We start from the raw sequence: 22,434 nt of genomic DNA, 5'->3' as shown, positions 1-22,434 counted from the left end.
TCGAACAGGCTTATGAAACACGCCCTAGCCGCGGCTGAGGGCCTGGTACTCGACCGGGCTGTGGGCCGAGAACACGGTGACCTCGTCGGCGTGTTCCCGGCTCAGCTCCCGCAGCCGTTCGACGTTCTCCAGCCGCGGCTTGCGCAGGGTCTGCACCATGTTCTGGAACGCGGTCATCCCCGGCGGACAGTGCGGTTTCACCGGATCCATCTGACCGTGGAAGAAGTACGCGTCGCCCGCGTGCAGCAGCCAGCCGTCGCCGGTGTCGACGGCCACCCCGGTGTGGCCCTTGGTGTGCCCCGCGAGCGGCACCAGCAGGATCTCCGGCGGCAGGCCCTTCAGTTCGCGGACGGCCTGGAAACCGAACCACTCGTCCCCGGCCTCGTCGTACATGCTCCACAGCGGACGGTGGGCGAACTGGTTGGCGCGGAACCGGAGCTTCTCGCTCTGGTTGGCCGGTGACGTCGCCGCGTCGTGCTCCGCGGTGCGGACGTGCACGACGGCGTTCGGGAAGTCCGCGAGCCCGCCCGCGTGGTCGACGTCGAGGTGGGTGCAGATGATGTGCCGGACGTCTTCCAGCTTGTGGCCGAGCGCTTCGACGTGGTGGGCCGCGGTCTCCGTCTCGACCGGCTTCGCGCCGACCATGATCGTGAACGGCGTGCCGAGCCACGCGCCGGGATTCGCGACGCCCTTGCGGCCGAAACCGGTGTCCACCAGCACGAGCCCGTCGCCGGTCTCGATGAGCAGGCAGTGCGCCACCAGTTCCGAGCGGCGCAGCAGACCGGGCTGGCCGTCGAGCAGCTTGCCTCCCGGTGTGCGCATCGTGCCGCAGTTCAGGTGGTGCACCTTCATAGCCTGCTCCTCTGGCTGAGCCGTTCGAATGCGGTGGCGTCGTGCGCGGCGAAGACCGTCACCTCGTCACCGTTGTTACTGACAAGTTCGCGCAGCCGGCGCTGGTTGTCCAGTCGTGCCGCCTTCTCCGTCTGCATGTACGACTCGAAGAAGCCCAAGGCGAAAGGGATGTGCGGCTTTTGCGCCAGTTCGCCGCCGTGGAAGACGGCGTCGCCGGCGTTGAGGAGCCAGCCGTCACCCGTGTCGACCGCGATACCGGCGTGCCCGCGGGTATGCCCGGCGAGGGGGATGATCAGGACGTCCGGGACGCCTTCGAGCTCACGGACGGCGTCGAAACCGAACCAGGGCTCGCCGTCGGCGCGGTACGACTTCCAGAGCGGACCGTGGCTGAACTGGACCTTCCGGTAGCGGCTCGCCTCCTTGCGGTCGATCGGCTTCTCCAGCGCCTGGAGTTCGCGGGCGTGGACGTGGACCCGCGCCCGCGGGAAGTCGACGAGCCCGCCCGCGTGGTCGAGGTCGAGGTGGGTGAGCACGATGTCGCGCACGTCGGCCGGGTCGAGGCCGAGCTTGCGGATCTGCGTGGTGGCGCTGAGGTCGTCGTCGCTGTCGGGGTGGACCAGCCGGACGAAACCGGCGCCGAGCCATTCGGCCGGCCGGGTGACGGTCGGCGTCCCCACTCCGGTTTCGACGAGTACGAGCCCGGTGTCGGTCTCCAGTAGAAGACAGTGGCAGATCAGTTCGGCGCGGCGGAACAGCCCCGGCTTGCCGTCGACGAGTTTGCCGCCGACCGGACGCATGGTTCCGCAGTTCAGGTGATGGACACGCATCAGGAGAGCTCCCGTTCGAGTGTGGCGCGGAGGTGAGGGGCGATCGCGCGCAGCGGCGCGGTGTCGTGCAACGTCTTGGCCAGCAGCAAACCGCCCTCGATGGCGGCGAGGACGACGGTGGCCAGGTGGTCCGCCTTGTCGGTGTCCAGCGCGTCGGCGATGACGGTGTGCCAGGAGGTGTAGCCGTCGGCGCAGGCCTGGCGGATCGCCTCGCTGTCACCCGACGCGTCGAGCGCGACCGTCGCGAGCGGGCAGCCGCGCTGGAAATCCGACTCCTCCAGCGAGGTCGCCAGCGCTTCGACGATGTTCTCGATGCCGGTGACGATGTCGGGCGCGTTCGCGGCGATCGTGCGCAGCCGGTCGCAGAGGCGGTCGGCGGACTGGCGGATGGCCTCGGCGGCCAGCTGCTCCTTGCCGCCGGGGAAGTGGAAGTAGAGCGATCCCTTGGGCGCGCCGACGGCGGCGACGAGCTGGTTGAGACCGGTGGCGTGATAACCCTGCTGGTGGAAGAGCTCGGCGGCGGAGTCGAGCATGCGCTGCCGGGTGTCGGTGCGGCGGACCATGCGGCCGACTGTAGCTCAAACTATGACGACCGGTCTAGTAAGTATCGCGGTGTGCCCCGAGCGCCACGCTGGGGACGCTCAACGTCTCAAGCGTGGCGCTCGGGACCTGCTCTCGGCCGGGCAGCTTCGCCGCGACCCGGCCCGGGACGCGTCGCGCGCTCCGTTCCAGGACGCGGCCGACGGTGCTGGGGCCGCCGGTAACCTCGTCCGCATGGCCAATCCCACCGGAGAGCAGTTCGAGATCACCCGCGGCAACGCGCGCGCCGTCATCACCGAGATCGGTGCCGGGTTGCGCGCGTTCGAGGTTGGCGGAGTGCCCTACGTCGAGGCGTTCGCCGAGGACGAGAAGCCGCCGAAGGGAGCCGGGCAGGTACTGCTGCCCTGGCCGAACCGCACCAAAGGCGGCCAGTGGGTGCACCAGGGTGAGAAGCAGCAGCTCCCGATCACCGAGGAGGCCCGCGGCAACGCGATCCACGGCCTGACCCGGCACGAGGAGTGGGAGCTCCTCGAGCACGCGGAGTCGTCGATCGCCCTGGCCATCGACGTCCCGGCGCAGGAGGGCTGGCCGGTGCCGCTGCGCGCGACGATCACCTACGAGATCTCGCCGCGCGAACTGGTCGTGACGCACGAGATCCGCAACGAGGGCGAGAGCCCGATCGGCGTCGGGCTCGGCACGCACCCCTACTTCCGCATCGGCGACGTGCCCACCGACGAGCTGACCCTGACCCTGCCCGCGAGCCGCGTCCGGCCGTACCTCGGCGACGAGCAGATGCCGTACGCCGACGAGCAGGACGTCGAGGGGACCGAGTACGACTTCCGGTCCGGCAAGGTGCTCGAAGGCGTCGACCTCGACACGGCGTTCGGCGGCTTGAGCCTCGCCGAGGACGGCAACCACCACCACGTCCTCTCGCACGGCGAGCGGGAACTGGTGGTCTGGGCCGGGCCGGACTTCCGCTGGGCGCAGGTGTTCACGCCGGACGACCTGGTCGGCCGCGGCCGGGCGGTGGCGATCGAGCCGATGACCTGCCCCGCCGACGCGCTCAACACCGGCACCGACCTGATCGGCCTGGAGCCCGCGTCGTCGTGGACCGGGAGCTGGGGAATCCGGGTGCGCTGATGACGTCGCCGTCGCTGCTCAGGCTAGGGCCCGTGGACGCGGGTGAGGTGCTCACGCTGCAGCGCGCGGCCTACGTCCCGGAGGCGCGGGAGCACGAGAACCTCGACCTCCCGCCGCTGCTCGAGACCTTCGAGCAGGCCAAGGAGGTCCTGGGTGATCCCGCGTGTTTCGCCTGGGGCATCAGGGAATCCGGGCGGCTGGTGGCGAGCGTCCGGATCGTCGTGGACGGCGGGGCCGGTCTCGTCGGCAGGCTCATCGTGGCCCCGGACAAGCAAGGTCACGGGCTCGGCAGCTCGTTGCTGCTCGCCGCCGAAGCGGCCGCGCCGCCTTCGGTGACCGTGTTCCGCCTGTTCACCGGGGAGCGGAGCGCCGGTCCGCTGCGGATGTACCGGAAGCTCGGCTACGTCGAGACGCACCGCACACCCGAGAAGCACTACGAACTGGTCCATTTCGAAAAGCCCCGCGTGCGGACCGGCGGCCCAGTTCGTTAGCGTGTCAAAGTATGTCTGACAAAGCACTGGTCAAGGCCATCGTCGGTGGTTACGTCGTCCCGGTCGACGGTGATCCCATCGACGGCGGCACGGTCCTCATCGAGAACGGGAAGATCGCCGCGGTCGGCACGGACGCCGATGTCGACGTCCCCGGCGACGCCGAACTGATCGACGCCGCGGGCAGCTGGGTGCTGCCCGGGTTCATCGACGCGCACGCCCACCTCGGCGTCCACGAGGACGGCGAAGGCTGGTCGGGCAACGACACCAACGAGATGACCGACCCCAACGGCGCGCGGTTCCGGGCCATCGACGGGATCGACCCGTACGAGCCCGGCTTCGACGACGCGCTCGCGGGCGGCGTCACCAGCGTCGTCATCAAGCCCGGCTCGGGGAACCCCATCGGCGGGCAGACGATCGGCGTCAAGACCTGGGGCCGGACCGTGCTCGACATGATCTTCGCCGAGGGGGTCAGCGTGAAGAGCGCGCTCGGCGAAAACCCGAAGCGGGTCTACGGCGAGAAGAAGCAGACGCCGTCGACCAGGCTCGGAGTCGCGTCGACCATCCGCGACGCGTTCACCGCCGCGCGCAACTACGCCGCCCAGCGTGAGCACGCCGCCGGCGAGGGCAAGCCGTTCGACGTCGACCTGACCAAGGAGACGCTGGCCAAGGTCCTCGACGGCGAGCTGTACTGGGACCAGCACGTCCACCGCGCCGACGACATGGTCACCGCGATCCGGCTGGCCGACGAGTTCGGCTACAAACTGGTGATCAACCACGGCACCGAAGGGCACCTGATCGCGGACCTGCTCGCCGAACGGGACGTGCCGGTGATCCTCGGTCCGCTGTTCACCACCAAGTCCAAAGTGGAGCTGCGCAACCGCACCCTGCGCGCGCCCGGCATCCTCGCCAGGGCGGGCGTCCGGATCGCGATCACCACGGACCACCCGGTCGTACCGATCAACTTCCTGGTCTACCAGGCCGCGCTGTCGGTGAAGGACGGGCTCGACCCGGAAACCGCGCTGAAGGCGCTGACCGTCAACCCGGCCGCGATGCTGGATCTCGACGACCAGGTCGGCTCGCTGAAGCCGGGCCTCGACGCCGACGTGGTCATCTGGTCGGGCGACCCGCTGGACGTGATGAACCGCGCCATGCGGGTGTTCGTCCGCGGGCGCGAGGTCTACCACTTCGACGAGGAGACCGGGGTCGGGGTGGCGGAAGACAGGCGATACCGCGAGGGCTGAGCAGGCAGGGGCTCGTGAGTGGTGAGGACGGTTAGAACCGTCCTCACCACTCACGAGAGCAGGCAGCCGAGATCCAGTTTCACCGGAAACGGTTCGGCGGCGTTGAATTCGCCGGTCATGGCCGGTGCGTCCTGGTAGCCGAGTTCGCCCGCCTGGTGGCAGGCGACAAGCGAGACAGGCTCGCTGAGATCGACGATCCAGTAGTGCGGAATCCCCGCGTCGGCGTACTCGCCGTGTTTGGTCACGTAGTCGGTGCGCTTCGACCCCGGCGACACGATTTCGACTACCACGACGACGTCGTCAGCGTGGTACATCGTGTCCTCTTCGTCGATCCGTTCACCCGCTTCGCGAAGGGCGATGATCAGATCCGGTCGCCGGGCGAAACCCGGCTCTCCGGGTGGCACCAGTCCCAGATCGACGTCGATGTCCTGGATGAACTCGAGGTGATCCGGTAGCTGTGATTCCAGTTGCCTGGCCAAGGCGTACAACGCCTTGTTGTGTCTCCTCTTGGGGCTCGGCGACATGACAAGGCGGCCTTCCACGAGCTCGGTGAATCCGGAATCGGGCTCACCGAGCGCCGCGTACTCCGCGACCGACAGCAGGTGATCCGGGATGGCCCACCCTGGTTCACCGTGCGACCCGGTCGTGGAGTCGGGAAGGGCTGTCACAGCGTCTCCTCACGTCTTCCACAGTGTCTCACGACCAAAGCATGACCAACGGTGATCATATCAGCGCGGAGAGTCAGCCTTTCCGGAGTTCCCGCGCGATCACCATGCGCTGGATCTGGTTCGTGCCCTCGAAGATCTGAGGCACCTTCGCCTCCCGCATGTACCGCTCCACCGGGAAGTCCTTCGTGTACCCGGCGCCGCCCAGGACCTGCACGGCGTCGGTGGTCACCTTCATCGCGCCGTCGGTCGCGACGAGCTTCGCGATCGACGCCTGCCGCTGGAACGGCAGCCCGCGATCGCGGCGGCGGGCGGCGTCGAGGTACATCGCGCGCGACGTCTCGACGGTGGCGGCCATGTCGGCCAGCAAGAACTCCAGACCCTGGAACTCGATGATCGGCCGCCCGAACTGCGTGCGGCCCTTCGCGTACTCCAGTGCCTCGTCCAGCGCGGCCTGCGCGAGCCCGACGGCGCAAGCGGCGATGCCCAGCCGTCCGGAGCTGAGCGACGACAGCGCGATCTTCAGTCCCTGGCCTTCTTCGCCGATCCGCCGGTCGGCGTCGACCGCGGCGTTCTCGAACAGCAGCTGCGCGGTGGTCGACCCGGTTAGGCCCATTTTCCGCTCGGGCGGCGCGGCCGACAGGCCCGGCGTCGCCGCGTCGACGAGCAGGCAGCTGATGCCCTGCCCGCCGTCGTCGCTGGTGCGCACCATGGTCGTGTAGAAGTCGGCCTCACCCGCGTGGGTGATCCATGCCTTCGTGCCGTTCACGACGTACTGATCGCCGTCGACCCGCGCGCGGGTCGAAAGCGCGGCGGCGTCGGAGCCGGCGTGGGTTTCCGAAAGCGCGTACGCGCCCAGCAGGCCGCCTTCCAGCATCGAGGGCAGCCAGCGGTCGCGCTGCTCGTCGGTGCCGTGGTGCGCCAGCGCGAAGCAGGACATCGTGTGCACGGAGAGCCCGACGCCGACCGACATCCACGCGGCCGCGATCTCCTCCAGAACCTGCAGGTAGACCTCGTACGGCAGCTCGCCGCCGCCCCAGCGCTCCGAGTACGGCAGGCCGAGCAGCCCGGCCTGTCCGAGCAGCCGGAACTGTTCGCGCGGGAAGTGCGCGGTCTCTTCGTACTTGCTCGCGATCGGGGCGAGTTCCTCGCGCGCGATCTCCTTGGCCAGATCGATCAGATCCTGGGCCTCGGTGCTGGGCAGCAGACGGTCCGCCGGCATGGCTCCTCCGAGCTGAACTGTACTAAAAACAGTACTGTGGGCTGATTCAGCGTACAGTAGATGGCGCTGGGGGTACACCGTCCGCGTAAGGGATAGTGATCCGATGACCTCGCGCCGCCAGCCAACCGCGCGTCAGAGAGCGCTGCTCTCGGAACTTGAGGCGATCTTCCTCTCCGAAGGCTTCTCCCAGTTCACGCTGGACGACCTCGCCGCGAGGCTCCGCTGCTCGAAGTCGACCCTCTACGCGCTCGCCCCCAGCAAGGAGCAACTCGCGGTCAAGGTCGTCACCCACTTTTTCAAGGGGGCCGCCGAGCTGCTGGAGGAGCGGATCGACGGGATCGACGACGCCCGCAAGATCCTCGGGGAGTACCTCGCCGGGATCTCCGAGTACCTGAATCGCGCCTCGGCCGCTTTCATGACCGACATCGCCGAATTCGCGCCGGCGCGTGACGCGTATCAGCTCAACAGCCGTGCGGCGGCCCGGCGGATCCGGTCGTTCATCGATCGCGGCGTCGCCGACGGTGTTTTCCGTGAGGTGCACGCGCGGCTGATCGCGGAAATGGCAGGACTGATCATCGAGGGAATCCAGACCGGCGTGATCGGTCAGCGCACCGGGGTGACCGACGCCGAAGCGTTCACCGCTTTGTCGGAACTGCTTCTCGGCGGGATCGCGACAAAAAATGTCCTGAACTGACAATTCTGGTGGTGGAACCACCGCCTCGGCTAGCATCGCGCCCGTGATCGTGGTGGGTGGAGAGGCGCTGGTCGACCTCGTTCCTGGTGAACCGTTGGATTCCACTGTGGACGGTGGGTTGCGCGCGCTGCTGCCCCGGATGGGTGGTGGTCCCTACAACGTCGCGCTCGCCGCCGGGCGGCTCGGCGTCCCGACGGGCTTCCTTTCGCGTGTCTCGAACGACCGCTTCGGTGTCGCGCTGGTGGACCGGCTGCACGCCTCCGGCGTCGACACCGCCTTGCTGCAGCGGGGAAACGAGCCGACGACGCTCGCCGTGGTCGCGCTCGACGAAAAGGGTTCCGCGCGGTACACCTTCTACACCGAGGGCACCGCGGACAGGCTCGTCGCCGACCCCGGCCCGCTGCCCGACGATGTGACGGCGCTCTCGCTCGGCACCCTCGGCATGGTCCTGGAGCCGGGCGCGAGCACGTACGAAACCGTGCTGCGCCGTGAATCCGCCCGCGGCGTTTTGACCGTCCTCGACCCGAACATCCGGGCGGCCCTGATCGCCGACCCGGCGGCGTACCGGGCGCGGTTCGAGTCCTGGCTGCCGCACATCCGCCTGCTCAAGATCTCCGACGACGACACGGAATGGCTCGCCGAGGGCGCCGACCCGGTCGACGCGGCAAAGGTCTGGACCTCTTGCGGAGTCGATGCCGTCGTGCTCACCCGCGGCGCGCAGGGGTTGTCCGTCATCACACGAGCGGGCGAAATCGCGCAGGTCCCGTCACGCCGGGTCGACGTCGTCGACACGATCGGCGCCGGTGACACCGTGCAAGGCGCCCTGCTGGCGTGGCTGTACTCGAACGGGGTGCGTGACTTGTCCACTCTCGACGCCGATGGCTGGCGTACGGCGCTCGAATTCGCGGCGAAAGCGGCGTCGATCACCGTCTCACGGAGCGGAGCGGAACCGCCGACGGCCGGGGATATGGCGTCCGCCGTGTGAACCTGGTCCCAAAGGGGCTGTTGTGAGCAACTCACCCGCTGCGCGTTGACCCCATTCTCGACTAGCGTGGAGGGGAATTCATACCCCAGCGGGGCGGTGTGCAGCGAGGCCGTGGGTCGCGCGCGTGAAAGAGGGCGTACCTGTGGAACCTACAGGCGCCGCCGGCCCGTGCTGAACGTGAGAGGGACTTACATGTCCGACGCGACGACGGCTGCGGGGCAGTCCGGCGAGACCGCGACGCTGCGCCTGCCCAATGGCGAGCACGAGTTCAAGGTGATCCACCCGGTCGAGGGTGCGCCTGGGATCGAGCTGGGGAAGCTGCTGGCGACGACCGGGTACATCACCCACGACCCGGGGTTCGTGAACACCGGCGCCGCGTCCTCGGCCATCACCTACATCGACGGTGACGCGGGCATCCTGCGCTATCGCGGGTACCCGATCGAGCAGCTGGCCGAGAAGTCGACCTTCATCGAGGTCTCGTACCTGCTCATCTACGGCGAGCTGCCCACCCAGACGCAGCTGTCCGAGTTCACCGAGAAGATCCAGCGTCACACGCTGCTGCACGAGGACCTCAAGGCCTTCTTCAGCGGCTTCCCGCGCGACGCGCACCCGATGCCGGTGCTCTCCAGCGCCGTATCCGCGCTGTCGACCTTCTACCAGGACTCGCTCAACCCGTTCGACGAACCGAACGTGGAGCTGTCCACCATCCGCCTGCTGGCCAAGGTCCCGACCCTGGCCGCGTACGCGTACAAGAAGTCCGTCGGCCAGCCGCTGCTGTACCCGGACAACTCGCTCGGCCTTGTCGAGAACTTCCTGCGGATGACCTTCGGCTTCCCGGCCGAGCCCTACGAGGTCGACCCGGACGTCGCCAAGGCGCTCGACCTGCTGTTCATCCTGCACGCCGACCACGAGCAGAACTGCTCGACTTCGACCGTGCGCCTCGTCGGCTCCTCCGAGGCGAACCTGTTCGCCTCGATCTCGGCCGGCATCAACGCGCTCTTCGGGCCGCTGCACGGTGGCGCCAACAGCGCGGTGCTGGACATGCTCGAGGGCATCCAGGCCGAGGGCGGCGACGTGGCGAACTTCGTCACCCGCGTGAAGAACAAGGAAAAGGGTGTCCGCCTGATGGGCTTCGGGCACCGGGTCTACAAGAACTACGACCCGCGCGCGAAGATCATCAAGAACACCGCGGACGAGATCCTCTCCAAGCTCAAGGGCGGCGACCAGCTGCTCGACATCGCGAAGAAGCTGGAAGAGACCGCGCTCTCGGACGACTACTTCATCGAGCGGAAGCTGTACCCGAACGTCGACTTCTACACCGGTCTGATCTACCGGGCGCTCGGCTTCCCGACGAAGTACTTCACCGTGCTGTTCGCGCTCGGCCGTCTGCCGGGCTGGATCGCGCACTGGCGCGAGATGATCCAGGACCCGGCCACCAAGATCGGCCGCCCGCGGCAGATCTACACCGGCTACGCGTCGCGGGACTACGCCCCGATCTCGGAGCGCTGACCCTCCCACAAGCGCCATGAACGGACCGTTCCTCGCGAATTTCGCAAGGAACGGTCCGTTCATCGCATCCGGGCGTGCGGCGTCGGGGGAGCGGCCTTAGGGTTTCCCGGGTGACCAGAGAAGCCCCCGTAGTCCTGTGGTTCCGTCGCGATCTCCGTCTCGGCGACCACGCCGCCCTCCTGGAGGCCTCGAAGCACAGCAAGCACGTCCTCGCGCTGTACGTCCTCGACGACGCGCTCCTCAAACCCTCCGGCGCCCCGCGCGTCGCGTTCCTGCACGGCTGCCTGAAGGCGCTGGACGACCAGCTCGGCGGACGGCTGATGCTCGTCAAGGGCGACCCGGTCGAGGAGGTCGTCAAGGCCGCCCGCGAGATCGGTGCGGCGACCGTGCACGTCAGCTCGGACACCGGGCCGTACGGGCGCCGCCGCGACGACGAGGTCAAGAAGGCGTTGGCCGAGCACGACATCGCCTGGGTCGAGACGGGTTCCTCGTACGCGATCACCCCCGGCCGGATCACCAAACCGGACGGCGACCCCTATCGCGTGTTCACCCCGTTCTACCGCGCGTGGGTGCGCCACGGCTGGCCGCGCCCCGCGGACACCGGGAAGTCCATAGTGGACTGGGTGGAGCCACCGCGATCGGTCAAGCTTCCGAAATCCCCGTCACTCAAGGGGATGGAGCTGCCGGAGCCCGGCGAGAAAGCGGCGCTGGAACGCTGGCACGAGTTCCTGGACGACGGTCTCGAAACCTACGACGAGGATCGTGACCGTCCCGATCGTCCTGGTACGACAAGGCTTTCGCCGTATCTGCGCTGGGGCTGTGTCCACCCGCGCACCCTGCTGGCAGACCTCACCGGGAACGAGGGTTCCGGCGCGAAGTCGTTGCGCGGCGAGTTCGCCTGGCGCGAGTTCCACGCCGACGTCCTGTGGCACCGCCCGGAAACCGCGCGCAAGAACTACGATTCCCGCTTCGACGCGATGGAACACGAGAGCGACGACGAGGCTTTCCAGCGGTGGTGTGAGGGACGCACCGGGTTCCCGATCGTCGACGCGGGGATGCGGCAGTTGCTCGCCGAGGGCTGGATGCACAACCGCGTCCGGATGATCGTGGCGAGTTTCCTGGTCAAGGATCTGCATCTGCCGTGGTGGCTCGGCGCGCGGCACTTCATGAAGCATCTGGTCGACGGCGATCTCGCTTCGAACCAGCTGAACTGGCAGTGGGTCGCGGGCAGCGGCACCGACGCAGCGCCGTACTTCCGGATCTTCAACCCGACCACACAGGGGGAGAAGTTCGACCCCGCCGGGGAGTACGTTCGCTGCTACGTCCCCGAACTCCGTCCCGTGCAAGGGAAAGCCGTGCACAAACCGAAGGACGTCAAGGACTATCCCGTGCCCATGGTCGACCACGCACACGAACGTCAGGTCGCCCTGGAGCGCTACGGCGCCATCAAAGGTACGTGAAGGCCTCCTTGAGGGACCCAGGGTCCCTCAAGGAGGCCTTCACGGACCACTGGTCAGCCCTTGAGGGCCTCGGACAGCTTGATCCGGCTGCCGACCCGCAGGACGCTGTTCTGGTAGATCCGCGCGCCCAGCCAGGTGAACAGGGCGATGGCGCCCACGGTCAGGCCCAGCGACGCCGCGATCTCCCACGCCTCGACGGTCCCGGCCGCGATCCGCGCCGGCATCAGCACCGGGGAGAGCAGCGGCACCAGGGAAAGAACCTTCGTGCCCGTGCCCTCCGGTGCCTGCGCCAGCAGGTTGAACCCGACGATGAAGCCGAGGATCAGCACGATGTTGACCGGGCCGATCACGGACTGGGTGTCCTCCTGCCGGGAGACCAGCGAGCCCATGGCGCCGTAGACGGTGGCGTACAGCAGGAACCCGAGCAGGTACCAGACCACACCCCACAGCAGCGCGCCCGTCGCGACCCCGGACAGCGTCAGCACGTTGGTCGCCGAAGCGACGATGAACCCGGCGCCACCGATGATCACCAGCTGCGTCAGGCCGACCAGGCCGAGCCCGATCACCTTGCCCAGCAACAGATGCCACGGCCGGACGGTGGACAGCAGGATCTCGACGACCCGGCTGGACTTCTCCTCGACCACGCCCTGCGCGACCAGCGTCCCGTAGGTCACGATGCTCATGTACAGCAGCACGGCCACGATCAGCCCGATCACCATCCGCTGGGCCTTCTCCGGATCCGGCGGCTTGATCGAGTCGACCTCGACCTGGGTCTGCTCGACCGTGCGCATCACCTGCTCGGGAGACTGCTGGGCCTCGGAGAGGATGCCGTTCAGCACTTCCTGCTGGGACACGCCGTTCAGCAGGGAACGCAGCTTGGTGTCCAATTCGGACTTGACGAGCACCTTCAGCTCGGTGGCGTTGCCGGACAGCAGTGCGTCGAGGTCGCCGTTCTCGACCTGCGACCGGCCCTGCGCCGGATCGGCGACGGTGACGGTCTCGATCTTCTCGCCGATCGCCGCGCCCGCCTTCTGAAGCTGCTGCGCGATCCCCGCGGTCTGACCGGTGAGCCCGACCTTGCTCTTGTCCTCGTTGCCGATCAGCGTGGACTGCAACAGGACGTAACCCATCAGCATGACCAGCAGCACGGCGGTGCCGATCACGAAGGACCTGGTGCGCAGCCGGGTGTTCAGCTCGCGTTTGGCGATGAGCCAGACCGCGCGCCATGGGGAAACGGTGTTCATGCGGAAACTCCCTGTGCCGCGGGCTTCTCGGCGACGGCGTCGCGGAACAGCTCGGTCAGCGAACGCCTGCGTTTGGTGAATTCGGTGACCGGGCCGGTGGCCAGCGCCGCGGCGAGCACGGCCTGGTCGTCGGCTCCCGCCTCGAGTTCGAGGATCGTCGTCGGGCCGTTCTGCTCGACCGTCCGGACACCGGGAACGGCCGAAGCCCAGCCGGGTGAGGAGCCGGGCGCGGTGACGACGAGACCGTTGCCCGCGCCGGCGGTCAGCTCCCCGACGGTGCCGGAGGCGACCATCCGTCCACTTCGGATGATGCCGACCCGGTCGCACAGCCGCTCGACCAGATCCAGCTGGTGACTGGAGAACACCACCGGCGCGCCGGTCGCTGCCTTCTCGCGCAGCACACCGCTCATCACGTCCACGGCCAGCGGGTCGAGACCGGAGAACGGCTCGTCCAGCACCAGCACCTTCGGATCGTGCACCAGCGCGGCGGCGAGCTGCACACGCTGCTGGTTGCCGAGGCTCAGCTTCTGGACCTCGTCCTTGCGCCGTTCGGTCAGCCCGAGCCGGGCGATCCAGTTCTCCGCACCGCGGTGGGCGTCGTTGGCCGACATCCCGTGCAGTTCGGCGAGGTAGACCAGCTGCTCCAGCACCTTCATCTTCGGGTACAGCCCGCGTTCCTCCGGCATGTACCCGATGCGGGTGCGGGTCTCGTGGGTGATCGGGGCGCCGTCGAAGCGCACCTCGCCGGAGTCGGCCGCCAGCACCCCGAGCACGATCCGCATCGTGGTGGTCTTGCCCGCGCCGTTACTGCCGACGAATCCGAACAGCTCACCGGGCTGGACCTCGAAGCTCACCCCGTCCAGCGCGATCTTCGCGCCGTAGCGCTTGGAGATCCGGTCGATCTCCAGTTTCCCCTCGCTCATTTCCACTTCCCCTCTTCGAAATACCGCACCAGCGCCGTGATCCCCCGGTGGACGCCGGAAATCGTGCGGTTCCGCTGGATCACCCCGTCCAGCTTCACGTTGCTCACCACCGAAGTGGCCCGGTACACCAATACGGCCCTGGTCGCGCCGGCGAACACCCCACCTGCCACCAACGCGACGGCGACCACGCCGACGGACACCTTGTAACGCTTCTTGTCCCCGGTCATGCCGGAGCCACCCCCTCGAAGTCTTCTGGATCGTCGTCCGGCAGCCGCCACGCGAGCCAAAGAGCCGGAAGCGACGTCCCGAAGACGAACAACGCCGCTGTCATCGAGGAAAGCAGAGAACCGGAATCCGGTTGCCCGGCCGCGTAGAGCCCGTACACGAGATCCACCAGCATCAGCACGCAGATCCCTTGGAACGCCGCGTAGTGCGCGCGGTTGCGCAGCAGCAGTTCGCGCTCGTCGAGGTCCTTCGCCGCGGAACCGGGTCTGCCGACGGCCTTGCGCAGCACCGCCGCGGTGCCGACGCAGAGACACAGCCCAGGCCCCATCAGGCCGATGGCGAACCACAGCGTGGGTTCGCGGAGCAGAGCGGCCCCGGCGATCACGACCAGGTGACCGATCACGGCCGCGACGGCGAGCCGCCGCCGGTCCGAGCGGGTCCGGGTGACTGTCATGCCGGGTTCACTTCCTCGAAGTCTTCCGGATCGTCGTCCGGCAGCGACCAGCCCAGGATGACACCGGACAACGTGGTGCCGGTGACCAGCAGGGCGCAGCCCATCATCGCGCCCCGCGCGCCGCCGTCCTCGGTACCCGAGACGATCAGGCCGTAGAACACCGCGACCAGCATCAGCGCGACCAGGACCTGATAGCTGATGAACGTGGCGCGATGGCGCCATTCCCGTTCGCGTTCGTCGAGCCGCATGGAGAAGCCGTTGCTCATCTTGCCGGTCAGGATCCGCAACAGGTAGTGCGCGCCGCCCGCGACGATGCTGCCGCCGAACCAGCACACGAAGAAGGCCACCGCGGGCGCCGTGTGGAACAGGGCGGCACCGGTGATCAGGACCAGGTCGCCCGCCATCACGAACACGCTCAACGTCCGCCGCCGTTTCTTCGTGCGCCAGGACGGAAGCCGGAGGGCGCGTTTGCGTTCCAGTTCGTCCCAGCGTTCCTGCTGGCGTTCCCAGTACGTCGCGAGACGGCCTCGCTCTTCGCTCATGTTCCCCCCTCCCGGTAGACCTGAGTGGACAGTGGCGTGAACGGTTCGCGGCTGAACACGGCTTCGACCGGGAGGTCGAACACCGCGCAGATGCGGAACGCCAGGTCCAGGCTCGGGTAGTGGTCCCCCCGTTCGAGCGCGCCGATGGTCTGCGGATTGACCTCGACGGCCGTCGCGAGGGCGGCCCTGCTCAGTCCACGCTCCGCCCGGAGCACGGGAAGCCGGTTGTAGATCGGCAGCTCTTTGCCGCGTCTGACCGGGCTCATGGAACATACTGTTGCAAAAACCCAACGACTCGTCAAGTTGAGGGCGCGCTTCACCGCATTTAGAGGACCAAATGCGGCGTCAGGCGAGGCCGGCGAGCGACTTGTCGACAAGCTCCTGGACGCGGGCGCGGGCGGCCTCGGCGTCGGGAGTGACCAGGCCGAGCCGGGTGCGGCGCTCCAGGACGTCCTCGACGTCGAGGGCGCCCTCGTGTCGCACGGCCCAGACGACCTCGGCAGCGCTGATCTCGGTCCCGCCGTGCAGGGGCCGGCCCAGTTCCGGGTCGACTTCGCCGAGTGCCGCGACCCGCGGCGCTTCGGTGCCGTACTTCGCGACCAGCCGGGCAGGAGCGTCCACAATGGACAAGCGACTTCGCGGTGTCGCGCCGAGCAAGGGAAGCCTGGACGTGGTCGAAGGCCCGGCGAGCAGCCCCGACCGTTTCAACGCGGCGTCGACGGCGTCCTCGGCCATCCTCCGGTACGTCGTCAGCTTGCCGCCGACGACGGTGAGCACGCCGTCGGCGCCGGTCACCACCGCGTGCTTGCGCGAGAGATCCGCGCTGCGCCCGCCGCCTTCGACCAGTGGCCGCAGCCCGGCGAACGAGCCCGCGACGTCGGCACGCGTCAGCGGGCGGGTGAACGCCGTCGACGCCACTTCGAGCAGGAAGTCCACATCGGACTCGGGCACGGACGGCACACGCGGGACGGGGCCTTCGGTCGGCTCGTCCGTGACACCGACGAACACCCGGCCGTCGGGTTGCGGCAGCAGGAAGACGAACCGGTTGTTCTCGCCGGGAACGGGAACGTTGACCGACGTCGCGCCGATCCGTGCCGCTCCCGAAGCCAGGATGAGGTGTGAGCCGCGAGAAGGCCGCAGCCGCACCGACTCCGCCAGTTCTCCCGCCCAGACGCCCGTCGCGTTGATCACCTGACGGGTGCGGATCTCGATTTCCTGCCCGGTGAGCCTGTCCCGGGCCAGCACCGATTCCGCGTCGAGCCGGAGCGCCTCGACCCTCGTCAGGATCTTCGCGCCGCGTGACGCCGCCGTGCGTGCCAGGTTCACCACGAGCCGCGCGTCGTCGGTCAGCGCGCCGTCGTAGGCCAGCAGCGCGCCGCGCAGGCCTTGAGGGGACAGGCCGGGCGCGAGTGCCAGCGCCTCCGCGGCGGGGATCGACCTCGGCCGGGGCAGCACCGACGCCGGGGTCCCGGCCGCGCGGCGGAGGCCGTCACCGGCGACGAGGCCGGTCATGATGAACGCCTGCTGGCCACGGGAGGTCTCGCGGTACATGGGGAACAGCTGCGGGAGCGCCCTGGTGAGATGCGGGGCGGTGCGGGTCATCAGTATCCCGCGTTCGACGGCGCTTTCGTGCGCCAGCGCCAGATCTCCCTTGGCCAGGTACCGGAGCCCGCCGTGGACCAGCTTGCTGGACCAGCGCGACGTCCCGTACGCCAGGTCGTACGCCTCGATCAGCGCCACCGAGAGCCCGCGCGCGGCCGCGTCCAGCGCGATCCCCGCGCCGGTGACACCGCCGCCGACCACCACCAGATCGACCCGCTCGCCGCCGGCCAGCGCCGTGAGTTCCCGGTCGCGCCGGAGAGCGTTGAGCGAGCCCGGCGTCACGGTCGCAGCGCCGCGTCGAGCACGTGGGCGAACTCCACCATCAGCTCCTTCTCGTTCACGTCCGCGGTGGCGGGGCGGTAGGAGAACACGAAGGACTGGATGAGCAGCAGCAGGGTGCGCGCCTGCGAAGGCAGGTCGCCCTTGCGGATCGAGCCGTCCTCGTGGCCCGACTTCAGCAGGTGCAGGATCACGCCTTCGGCGAAGCGCTGGGTCTTCCCGAGCCGCTCGACGATGTAGGGCAGGACCAGTTCGGGGTCGAGGTCCAGCAAGGTGCGGAACAACGGGTCGCCGGACAGCGCGGCGACGGCGGCCGACGAACTCCGTACGAGCTTCTCGCGGAAGTTGGCCGGCTCGGCGTCCGGTTCGGCGGCGCCCTGCAGCAGTCCGCCGAACTCACGGGTCATGAGGGTCGCGAGCACGCTGCGCACGTCCGGGAAGCGGCGGTAGACGGTCATCCGGCTGACCTTCGCGGTCCGCGCGATCTCGGCGAGGGTGGTCCGCCTCACGCCGACGGCGAGCACGCACTTCTTGGCGGCGTCGAGCAGAACGTCGTCGGACACGCGTGTCGAGGCGTGGCGGGAGCGGGTGTCCGCCAGTGCCGAAACGCCTGTTTCCGCAGGTGAGTGACGTTTTACGTCCATATGTAACACTGTAGTCGTGACGGAGCTTATTGACCACCGGTTAAGACGATCGTGGACGCCCGAAGCCGGTGACGCGGCCCACCTTCCGGCGAAGGCCCTCCGATGGCTCGTCCAGCGTATCGGTCCGCTGGGCTCCGCGGCGCCCTTCGCGCCCGATTCGGCGCTGTCCGTTCCCGAACCGGTGCTGGGCGAACAGTCCAAGCGAGACCTCGAGGAACTCGTCGGCGCCGAGCACGTTCTGATGGCGCCGGGGGAACGGCTCGCGCGGGCCGGTGGTCTGTCCTATCTGGACCTGGTGCGGCGGCGGGGGTTCGGTGACTTCCCGGTGCCGGACGCCGTCGTCCTGCCGGAGAATCCCGCCGAAGTCCAGTCGGTACTGGAAATCTGTGCACGGCACGACGTCGGCGTCGTCCCGTTCGGCGGCGGGACGTCCGTGGTCGGCGGAGTCGCGGCGCTGCGCGGGGACAAGAGCGCTGTGATCGCGCTCGACCTCACCCGGCTCGGTGAACTGGTCTCCGTCGACCCCGTGTCCAGGATCGCGGTCCTGCAGGCGGGGGTCACCGGCCCGGAGGCCGATCGGCTGCTCGCCGCACACGGCTTCACCCTGGGGCACGTGCCCCAGTCCTATGAGCGTGCCACCATCGGCGGATTCGCCGCGACCCGGTCCGCCGGGCAGGCCTCTTCGGGCTACGGCCGGTTCGAGGACATGGTCTCGGGCGTCCGGCTCGCGACCCCGCGCGGCGAATGGAAACTAGGCATCGCACCGGCGTCGGCGGCGGGACCCGACCTGCGGCATCTCGCCATCGGCAGCGAAGGCGCGCTCGGCGTGATCACCGAGGTCGCCCTCCGTGTCCGCCCGGTGCCGGAAGTGCGCCGCTACGAAGGCTTCGTCCTCGACGGCTGGGAGAAGGGCACCGACGCGGTCCGCGAACTGGCCCAACGGCACGTGCTCGCGGACGTCACGCGATTGTCCGATGTGGACGAAAGTGAGGTTTCGCTCGCGCTCAACGACGGCTGGAAGACCAAGGTGCTCCGCCGGTACCTCAAGGCGCGGGGGGTCCACGCTCCTTGCCTGCTGATCGTCGGCTGGGAAGGCGCCTCGAAGCGCGAGGTCGCCCGGCGCCGCCAGGAGACCGTCCGCGTGCTGGAGCGGTTCGGCGCCGTCCGGATCGGAGCCGCGCTCGGTGAATCCTGGCGCCGTGGCCGGTTTTCCGGTCCTCGGCAGCGGGACGCCTTGATAGACAACGGTGTCTGCGTCGAAACCCTGGAAACCGCCGCCTACTGGACGGAACTGAGCGACCTGCGCGACGCCGTTCGCGCCGCGCTCACCGCGACGCTCGGCAACGCCATCATCATGTGCCACGTCTCGCACGCCTACGAAACGGGCGCGTCGCTGTACTTCACCGTGCTCACCGCGCGCGACGAGGCCGACCCGATCGGTCAGTGGCAGCGGGCGAAGGCGGCGGCGTCGGAGGCGATCACCGGGATCGGCACCATTTCGCATCACCACGCCGTCGGTGTCGACCACGCGCGCCACCTGCCGGCGGAGATCGGCGAGATCGGCGTCGAAGTGTTGCGGGCGGCGAAGAAGACCGTCGACCCGGCCGGGATCCTCAATCCCGGGAAGCTTCTTTGACGAGCGTCCCGGCCTCGACCAGCGTGCAGTCCAGACCGTGCGTTTCGGCGGGAATCCCTTCCAGCGCCGCGGCCCGGCGCTGTTCGAGGTCGGCGACGCGGATATGCCTGCCGTCCACCAGGATCGGCAGGCGGATGTCCGCGGCGCCGACGTACGCCACCACGTCGTCGAGCACAGTGCCGTCGTCGAGGGTGATGGCCGGGGCGGTCAGCCGCACCAGGTTGTAGCGCATGCCGTTGCCTTCGCATTTGTCGAGCACGGCCAGCTGATCGGGGGTCGCGAACCAGACGGCGTGTTCCTCGACGACGCCCGGGGCGGCGGCCAGCGTCGCGGGCCGCTGCCCGTCCCGGAACCGCAGGCCGGACGCCCAGACCGCGGCGAGGTCGGTGCAGCGCGCGTGACAGACGACGACCGGCCCCGCCAAGCCCATGTTCTCCCGCAACCAGGTGATCTTGGACGGGCACGCGTTCGAGCCGTACGCGAGCACGGCCTGGCGTTCGCGCCAGCCCTCCGGCGCGGTGTCGAGGCTGTGCCCGGCGCCGTCGAAGTGGACGAACGAATGCCCCGGCCGCGCGCCCGGATACGGATGGGCCGGGAAATCGGCGTCGGTGAAGAGCTTCACCACGTCACCACGCTGCGGAGGACGTCCCCGTGGTGCATGCGCCCGAAGGCCTGCTCGACACCGTCGAGGGCGATCCGCTCGGTGACGAACTTGTCGAGCGGGAGCCTGCCCTGGAGATAGAGGTCGATCAGCATCGGGAAGTCGCGTGAGGGCAGGCAATCGCCGTACCACGACGACTTGAGCGAGCCGCCGCGCGAGAAGAAGTCGATCAGCGGCAGGTCGAGGCGCATGTCCGGGGTGGGGACGCCGACGAGCACGACCGTGCCCGCCAGATCGCGGCCGTAGAACGCCTGCCGCCAGGTTTCGGGCCTGCCGACCGCGTCGATCACGACGTCCGCGCCGAACGAATCGGTGAATTCCTGGATCGCCTCGACGACCTGGTCTTCGCTCAGCCCCTTGCTGTTCAGCGTGTGCGTGGCACCGAAGTCCTTGGCCCAGGCGAGTTTCCGGTCGTCGGTGTCGACGGCGACGATGGTCTTCGCCCCCGCCAGATTCGCTCCGGCGATCGCGGCGTCACCGACACCGCCGCAGCCGATGACCGCGACGGAATCGCCGCGGCTCACCGCGCCGGTGTTCAGCGCCGCGCCGAGACCGGCCATCACCCCGCAGCCGAGCAGTCCGGCGACGGCCGGTTCGGCGGCGGGGTCGACCTTCGTGCACTGTCCACTGTGGACGAGCGTCTTCTCGACGAAGGCGCCGACCCCGAGCGCCGGTGACAGGGCGGTGCCGTCGGCCAGTGTCATCGGCCGGGCGGCGTTGAACGTGGAGAAGCAGTACCAGGGCCTGCCCCGGCGGCAGGCACGGCAGGTGCCGCAGACCGCGCGCCAGTTCAGGATCACGTAGTCACCCGGTTCGAGGTCCGTGACGCCATCGCCGACGGCCTCCACGAAACCCGCGGCCTCGTGGCCGAGCAGGAAAGGGAACTCGTCGTTGATCCCGCCTTCGCGGTAATGCAGGTCGGTATGGCAGACGCCGCACGCCTTGACCGAGACGACGGCCTCGCCGGGCCCGGGATCGGGCACCGTCACGGACTCCAGCGAGACCGGTTCACCCTTGGCGCGGGAAACGACGCCCTGGACCTCGTATGGCATGCCCACCTCCGAGTCGACGAACTCCGAGCTTGCCACGGGGGTGGCCCGGATCGCGACATCCGCTCGGGTGCGGATCGCCCATCCATGCCCGCGCCGCCGCCCTCAACGGACGCGCCGCGCGCGCAGAACCGATTCAGTGCCCGGGCGTGATGATGTAGGCGACCCCGCCCGGGCCACTGGAAACGCCACCGGTCGTGTTGTACCGCTTGGTGCGCTGCCAGATCGTCTCGAACTGGTGTCGTTTGTAGACGTTTCGGACACGGTCGTTGCTGCTCGCGGCCGGGTCGTTCGCGATGACGTCACCGTCCTTCGTGAAGCCGACGACGACCATGATGTGCCCTGCGGTGCCGTAGCCCGCGCCGTCGAGTTCCTCGGCCTTGAACGACTGCGACGTGATCACCGGGATGCCGCGCGCGATGTAGTTCTCGAGTTCGTTCAAGGAGTGCAAACGGGTGATGTGCCCACGCAGTCCGAGTGAAGCGGCGTACGCGGTGTTGAACGGCCAGTTGCCTGTTCCGTCGTAGGCGTAGTCGAACGTGTAGCGGGCGGCGTACGCGACGGTCGGATCGACGTAACCCTCCGGGATCCAGGTCATGTCCTCGGGCTTGGGCCGTTTGCCCCAGTACTCGGCGACCATTTCGGTGGACGTGGGGCTGCACCAGTTCTCGCCGCCACCGCCGTACTCCGGGAACTGTCCTTTGTGGAGGTTCTGCGCGTAGGCGGGTACCTTGAGTTCGATCCCGGTGGCGCGGCCCGGTTTCGTCGACCGTACCTCGAAGCGGTCCGGGACCAGCGACGTCATCGCGCCGACCGACGTCACCGACGGCGTGGCGCGGGAACCGGCCTCGCGGTACAGGCTGACCCGTAGCTGGTACGAGCGGAGCGCGACGCCCGCCTTCATGACCAGCGTGTCGACGTCGACCGCGGCGTTGGCGTCGCTCTGGCCGTCGACGCTGGTGCGTTTGATGTCGGCGTCCCCGCCGGCCCACCGGCCCATGACGTACCAGGAGGTCTCGGCGCCCGACGCGGTGCGGCCCTTCGCCTCGACCTTGATCCAGGTCTTGGCCGGCGTCTTCGCGTTCCACGAGGCGACCAGTTGGGAGGCGTCGAAGCCCTGCGTGTGACTCCTCGACGTCCATTGGCCGTATTCGTAGGTCTTCGTGGTGCCGAGCGTGGGTTCGGTGTGCTCGACCGTGCCGATCGGGCGGTCGATGCGCAGCGCGCCGTGGTCGAGGCCGAGCCCTTCGAGCCTGCCGTCGCGGAAACCGTGGTGACCGGACCATTCGTGGTAGTCGATCGACTCGTCGTCCGGACGGCCGGGACCCGCCTCCGCCGTCTGTGCGGTCACCGCGGTCATCGTCGCGATCGTCAGCAGCGTGACCAGCCCTCGTATGCGCATCCCGGCTCCATCCTTCGAGTCCACCCAGTAGGGAAAGGATTTTCGCCGGTTGCGCGAGGTATGTAAACAGTTGCCTCGTGAGTCTTTGATGTCCTTGCGGACGCCCCTGCTGGGGTGAAAATTGGGGGTGGTTGCCTGTGGAGGTCG

General features: G+C 68.6%; 24 protein-coding genes. 8 read left to right on the top strand and 16 right to left on the bottom strand.

The annotated features are described in order from the left end of the window. Window positions 1-24 precede the first annotated feature (24 nt). From H074_RS27280 to H074_RS27270, 3 genes are read right to left on the bottom strand one after another with little or no spacing between them, the layout of a single operon-like run. Window positions 25-852, bottom strand: coding sequence for an MBL fold metallo-hydrolase (locus tag H074_RS27280; RefSeq protein WP_007033305.1), 828 nt, complete (start codon window positions 850-852; stop codon window positions 25-27). Then, window positions 849-1,679, bottom strand: a complete 831-nt coding sequence (locus H074_RS27275) for an MBL fold metallo-hydrolase (protein WP_007033304.1) — start codon at window positions 1,677-1,679, stop codon at window positions 849-851. The genes H074_RS27280 and H074_RS27275 overlap by 4 nt, the downstream gene beginning before the upstream one ends. Then, a complete protein-coding gene (locus H074_RS27270) occupies window positions 1,679-2,242 on the bottom strand; it encodes a TetR/AcrR family transcriptional regulator (RefSeq protein WP_007033303.1) in 564 nt (187 codons plus the stop codon). The genes H074_RS27275 and H074_RS27270 overlap by 1 nt, the downstream gene beginning before the upstream one ends. Before the next feature lie 211 nt (window positions 2,243-2,453). On the opposite strand from H074_RS27270, the gene H074_RS27265 reads away from it, so the two are divergent. The 3 genes from H074_RS27265 to H074_RS27255 are packed head-to-tail and all read left to right on the top strand — an operon-like array spanning window position 2,454 to window position 5,091. Beyond that, window positions 2,454-3,359, top strand: a complete 906-nt coding sequence (locus H074_RS27265) for an aldose 1-epimerase family protein (protein ID WP_007033302.1) — start codon at window positions 2,454-2,456, stop codon at window positions 3,357-3,359. After that, window positions 3,359-3,850, top strand: coding sequence for a GNAT family N-acetyltransferase (locus tag H074_RS27260; protein ID WP_039923555.1), 492 nt, complete (start codon window positions 3,359-3,361; stop codon window positions 3,848-3,850). The genes H074_RS27265 and H074_RS27260 overlap by 1 nt, the downstream gene beginning before the upstream one ends. 11 nt (window positions 3,851-3,861) lie before the next feature. Continuing rightward, window positions 3,862-5,091 carry an amidohydrolase gene (locus H074_RS27255; protein WP_007033300.1) on the top strand — a complete coding sequence of 410 codons (1,230 nt, stop codon included), beginning with the start codon at window positions 3,862-3,864 and terminating at the stop codon, window positions 5,089-5,091. 50 nt (window positions 5,092-5,141) lie between these two features. On the opposite strand, the gene H074_RS27250 is transcribed toward H074_RS27255, so the two are convergent. Further along, window positions 5,142-5,759, bottom strand: coding sequence for a Uma2 family endonuclease (locus H074_RS27250; protein WP_007033299.1), 618 nt, complete (start codon window positions 5,757-5,759; stop codon window positions 5,142-5,144). Between the two features lie 73 nt (window positions 5,760-5,832). Continuing rightward, entirely contained in the window at window positions 5,833-6,978 is a 1,146-nt protein-coding gene (locus H074_RS27245) for an acyl-CoA dehydrogenase family protein (RefSeq protein ID WP_007033298.1), read from the bottom strand. A 103-nt stretch (window positions 6,979-7,081) separates the two neighbouring features. Between H074_RS27245 and H074_RS27240 the strand changes: the two genes are divergently transcribed. From H074_RS27240 to H074_RS27225, 4 genes are all read left to right on the top strand, one after another. Further along, a complete protein-coding gene (locus tag H074_RS27240) occupies window positions 7,082-7,672 on the top strand; it encodes a TetR/AcrR family transcriptional regulator (protein WP_007033297.1) in 591 nt (196 codons plus the stop codon). A gap of 43 nt (window positions 7,673-7,715) precedes the next feature. Next, on the top strand, window positions 7,716-8,657 hold the full coding sequence (locus H074_RS27235; protein ID WP_007033296.1) for a carbohydrate kinase family protein: 942 nt from the start codon (window positions 7,716-7,718) through the stop codon (window positions 8,655-8,657). Between the two features lie 192 nt (window positions 8,658-8,849). Further along, entirely contained in the window at window positions 8,850-10,166 is a 1,317-nt protein-coding gene (locus H074_RS27230; protein WP_007033295.1) for a citrate synthase, read from the top strand. Between the two features lie 110 nt (window positions 10,167-10,276). Continuing rightward, entirely contained in the window at window positions 10,277-11,626 is a 1,350-nt protein-coding gene (locus H074_RS27225) for a cryptochrome/photolyase family protein (RefSeq protein WP_007033294.1), read from the top strand. 53 nt (window positions 11,627-11,679) lie between these two features. On the opposite strand, the gene H074_RS27220 is transcribed toward H074_RS27225, so the two are convergent. The 8 genes from H074_RS27220 to H074_RS27185 all read right to left on the bottom strand — a co-directional run bounded on the left by H074_RS27220 (window position 11,680) and on the right by H074_RS27185 (window position 17,458). Further along, complete coding sequence (locus H074_RS27220) at window positions 11,680-12,870, bottom strand: ABC transporter permease (protein WP_007033293.1); 1,191 nt, start codon at window positions 12,868-12,870, stop codon at window positions 11,680-11,682. Continuing rightward, a complete protein-coding gene (locus H074_RS27215; protein WP_007033292.1) occupies window positions 12,867-13,793 on the bottom strand; it encodes an ABC transporter ATP-binding protein in 927 nt (308 codons plus the stop codon). Before H074_RS27215 ends, H074_RS27220 begins: the two co-directional genes overlap by 4 nt. Then, the gene (locus tag H074_RS27210; RefSeq protein WP_007033291.1) at window positions 13,790-14,020 is read right to left on the bottom strand and encodes a hypothetical protein; all 231 of its coding nucleotides are present in this window, start codon (window positions 14,018-14,020) and stop codon (window positions 13,790-13,792) included. The genes H074_RS27215 and H074_RS27210 overlap by 4 nt, the downstream gene beginning before the upstream one ends. Beyond that, a complete protein-coding gene (locus H074_RS27205) occupies window positions 14,017-14,472 on the bottom strand; it encodes a hypothetical protein (protein ID WP_007033290.1) in 456 nt (151 codons plus the stop codon). Before H074_RS27205 ends, H074_RS27210 begins: the two co-directional genes overlap by 4 nt. Then, window positions 14,469-15,014 carry a hypothetical protein gene (locus H074_RS27200; RefSeq protein ID WP_007033289.1) on the bottom strand — a complete coding sequence of 182 codons (546 nt, stop codon included), beginning with the start codon at window positions 15,012-15,014 and terminating at the stop codon, window positions 14,469-14,471. Before H074_RS27200 ends, H074_RS27205 begins: the two co-directional genes overlap by 4 nt. Beyond that, on the bottom strand, window positions 15,011-15,280 hold the full coding sequence (locus H074_RS27195) for a helix-turn-helix transcriptional regulator (RefSeq protein WP_005155992.1): 270 nt from the start codon (window positions 15,278-15,280) through the stop codon (window positions 15,011-15,013). Before H074_RS27195 ends, H074_RS27200 begins: the two co-directional genes overlap by 4 nt. Before the next feature lie 79 nt (window positions 15,281-15,359). Then, window positions 15,360-16,898 (bottom strand): glycerol-3-phosphate dehydrogenase/oxidase, encoded by a 1,539-nt coding sequence (locus H074_RS27190; protein ID WP_007033288.1) that lies wholly within the window; start codon window positions 16,896-16,898, stop codon window positions 15,360-15,362. Next, complete coding sequence (locus tag H074_RS27185) at window positions 16,895-17,458, bottom strand: TetR/AcrR family transcriptional regulator (protein ID WP_007033287.1); 564 nt, start codon at window positions 17,456-17,458, stop codon at window positions 16,895-16,897. Before H074_RS27185 ends, H074_RS27190 begins: the two co-directional genes overlap by 4 nt. 97 nt (window positions 17,459-17,555) lie before the next feature. Between H074_RS27185 and H074_RS27180 the strand changes: the two genes are divergently transcribed. Beyond that, window positions 17,556-19,175, top strand: coding sequence for an FAD-binding oxidoreductase (locus H074_RS27180; protein ID WP_007033286.1), 1,620 nt, complete (start codon window positions 17,556-17,558; stop codon window positions 19,173-19,175). Here the strand turns inward: H074_RS27180 and H074_RS27175 are convergent. From H074_RS27175 to H074_RS27165, 3 genes are all read right to left on the bottom strand, one after another. Next, window positions 19,153-19,800 (bottom strand): gamma-glutamylcyclotransferase family protein, encoded by a 648-nt coding sequence (locus tag H074_RS27175; protein ID WP_007033285.1) that lies wholly within the window; start codon window positions 19,798-19,800, stop codon window positions 19,153-19,155. The genes H074_RS27180 and H074_RS27175 overlap by 23 nt on opposite strands. Continuing rightward, window positions 19,794-20,888: an S-(hydroxymethyl)mycothiol dehydrogenase gene (locus tag H074_RS27170; RefSeq protein ID WP_007033284.1), complete on the bottom strand. Its 1,095-nt coding sequence runs from the start codon at window positions 20,886-20,888 to the stop codon at window positions 19,794-19,796. Before H074_RS27170 ends, H074_RS27175 begins: the two co-directional genes overlap by 7 nt. Before the next feature lie 133 nt (window positions 20,889-21,021). Continuing rightward, window positions 21,022-22,287, bottom strand: coding sequence for a C39 family peptidase (locus tag H074_RS27165; protein ID WP_007033283.1), 1,266 nt, complete (start codon window positions 22,285-22,287; stop codon window positions 21,022-21,024). Window positions 22,288-22,434 lie beyond the last annotated feature (147 nt).

This window comes from Amycolatopsis decaplanina DSM 44594 (assembly GCF_000342005.1).
Taxonomy (GTDB): domain Bacteria; phylum Actinomycetota; class Actinomycetes; order Mycobacteriales; family Pseudonocardiaceae; genus Amycolatopsis; species Amycolatopsis decaplanina.
Note: the sequence above shows the minus strand (reverse complement) of the source record. Positions and strands in the feature narration are given on the sequence as shown.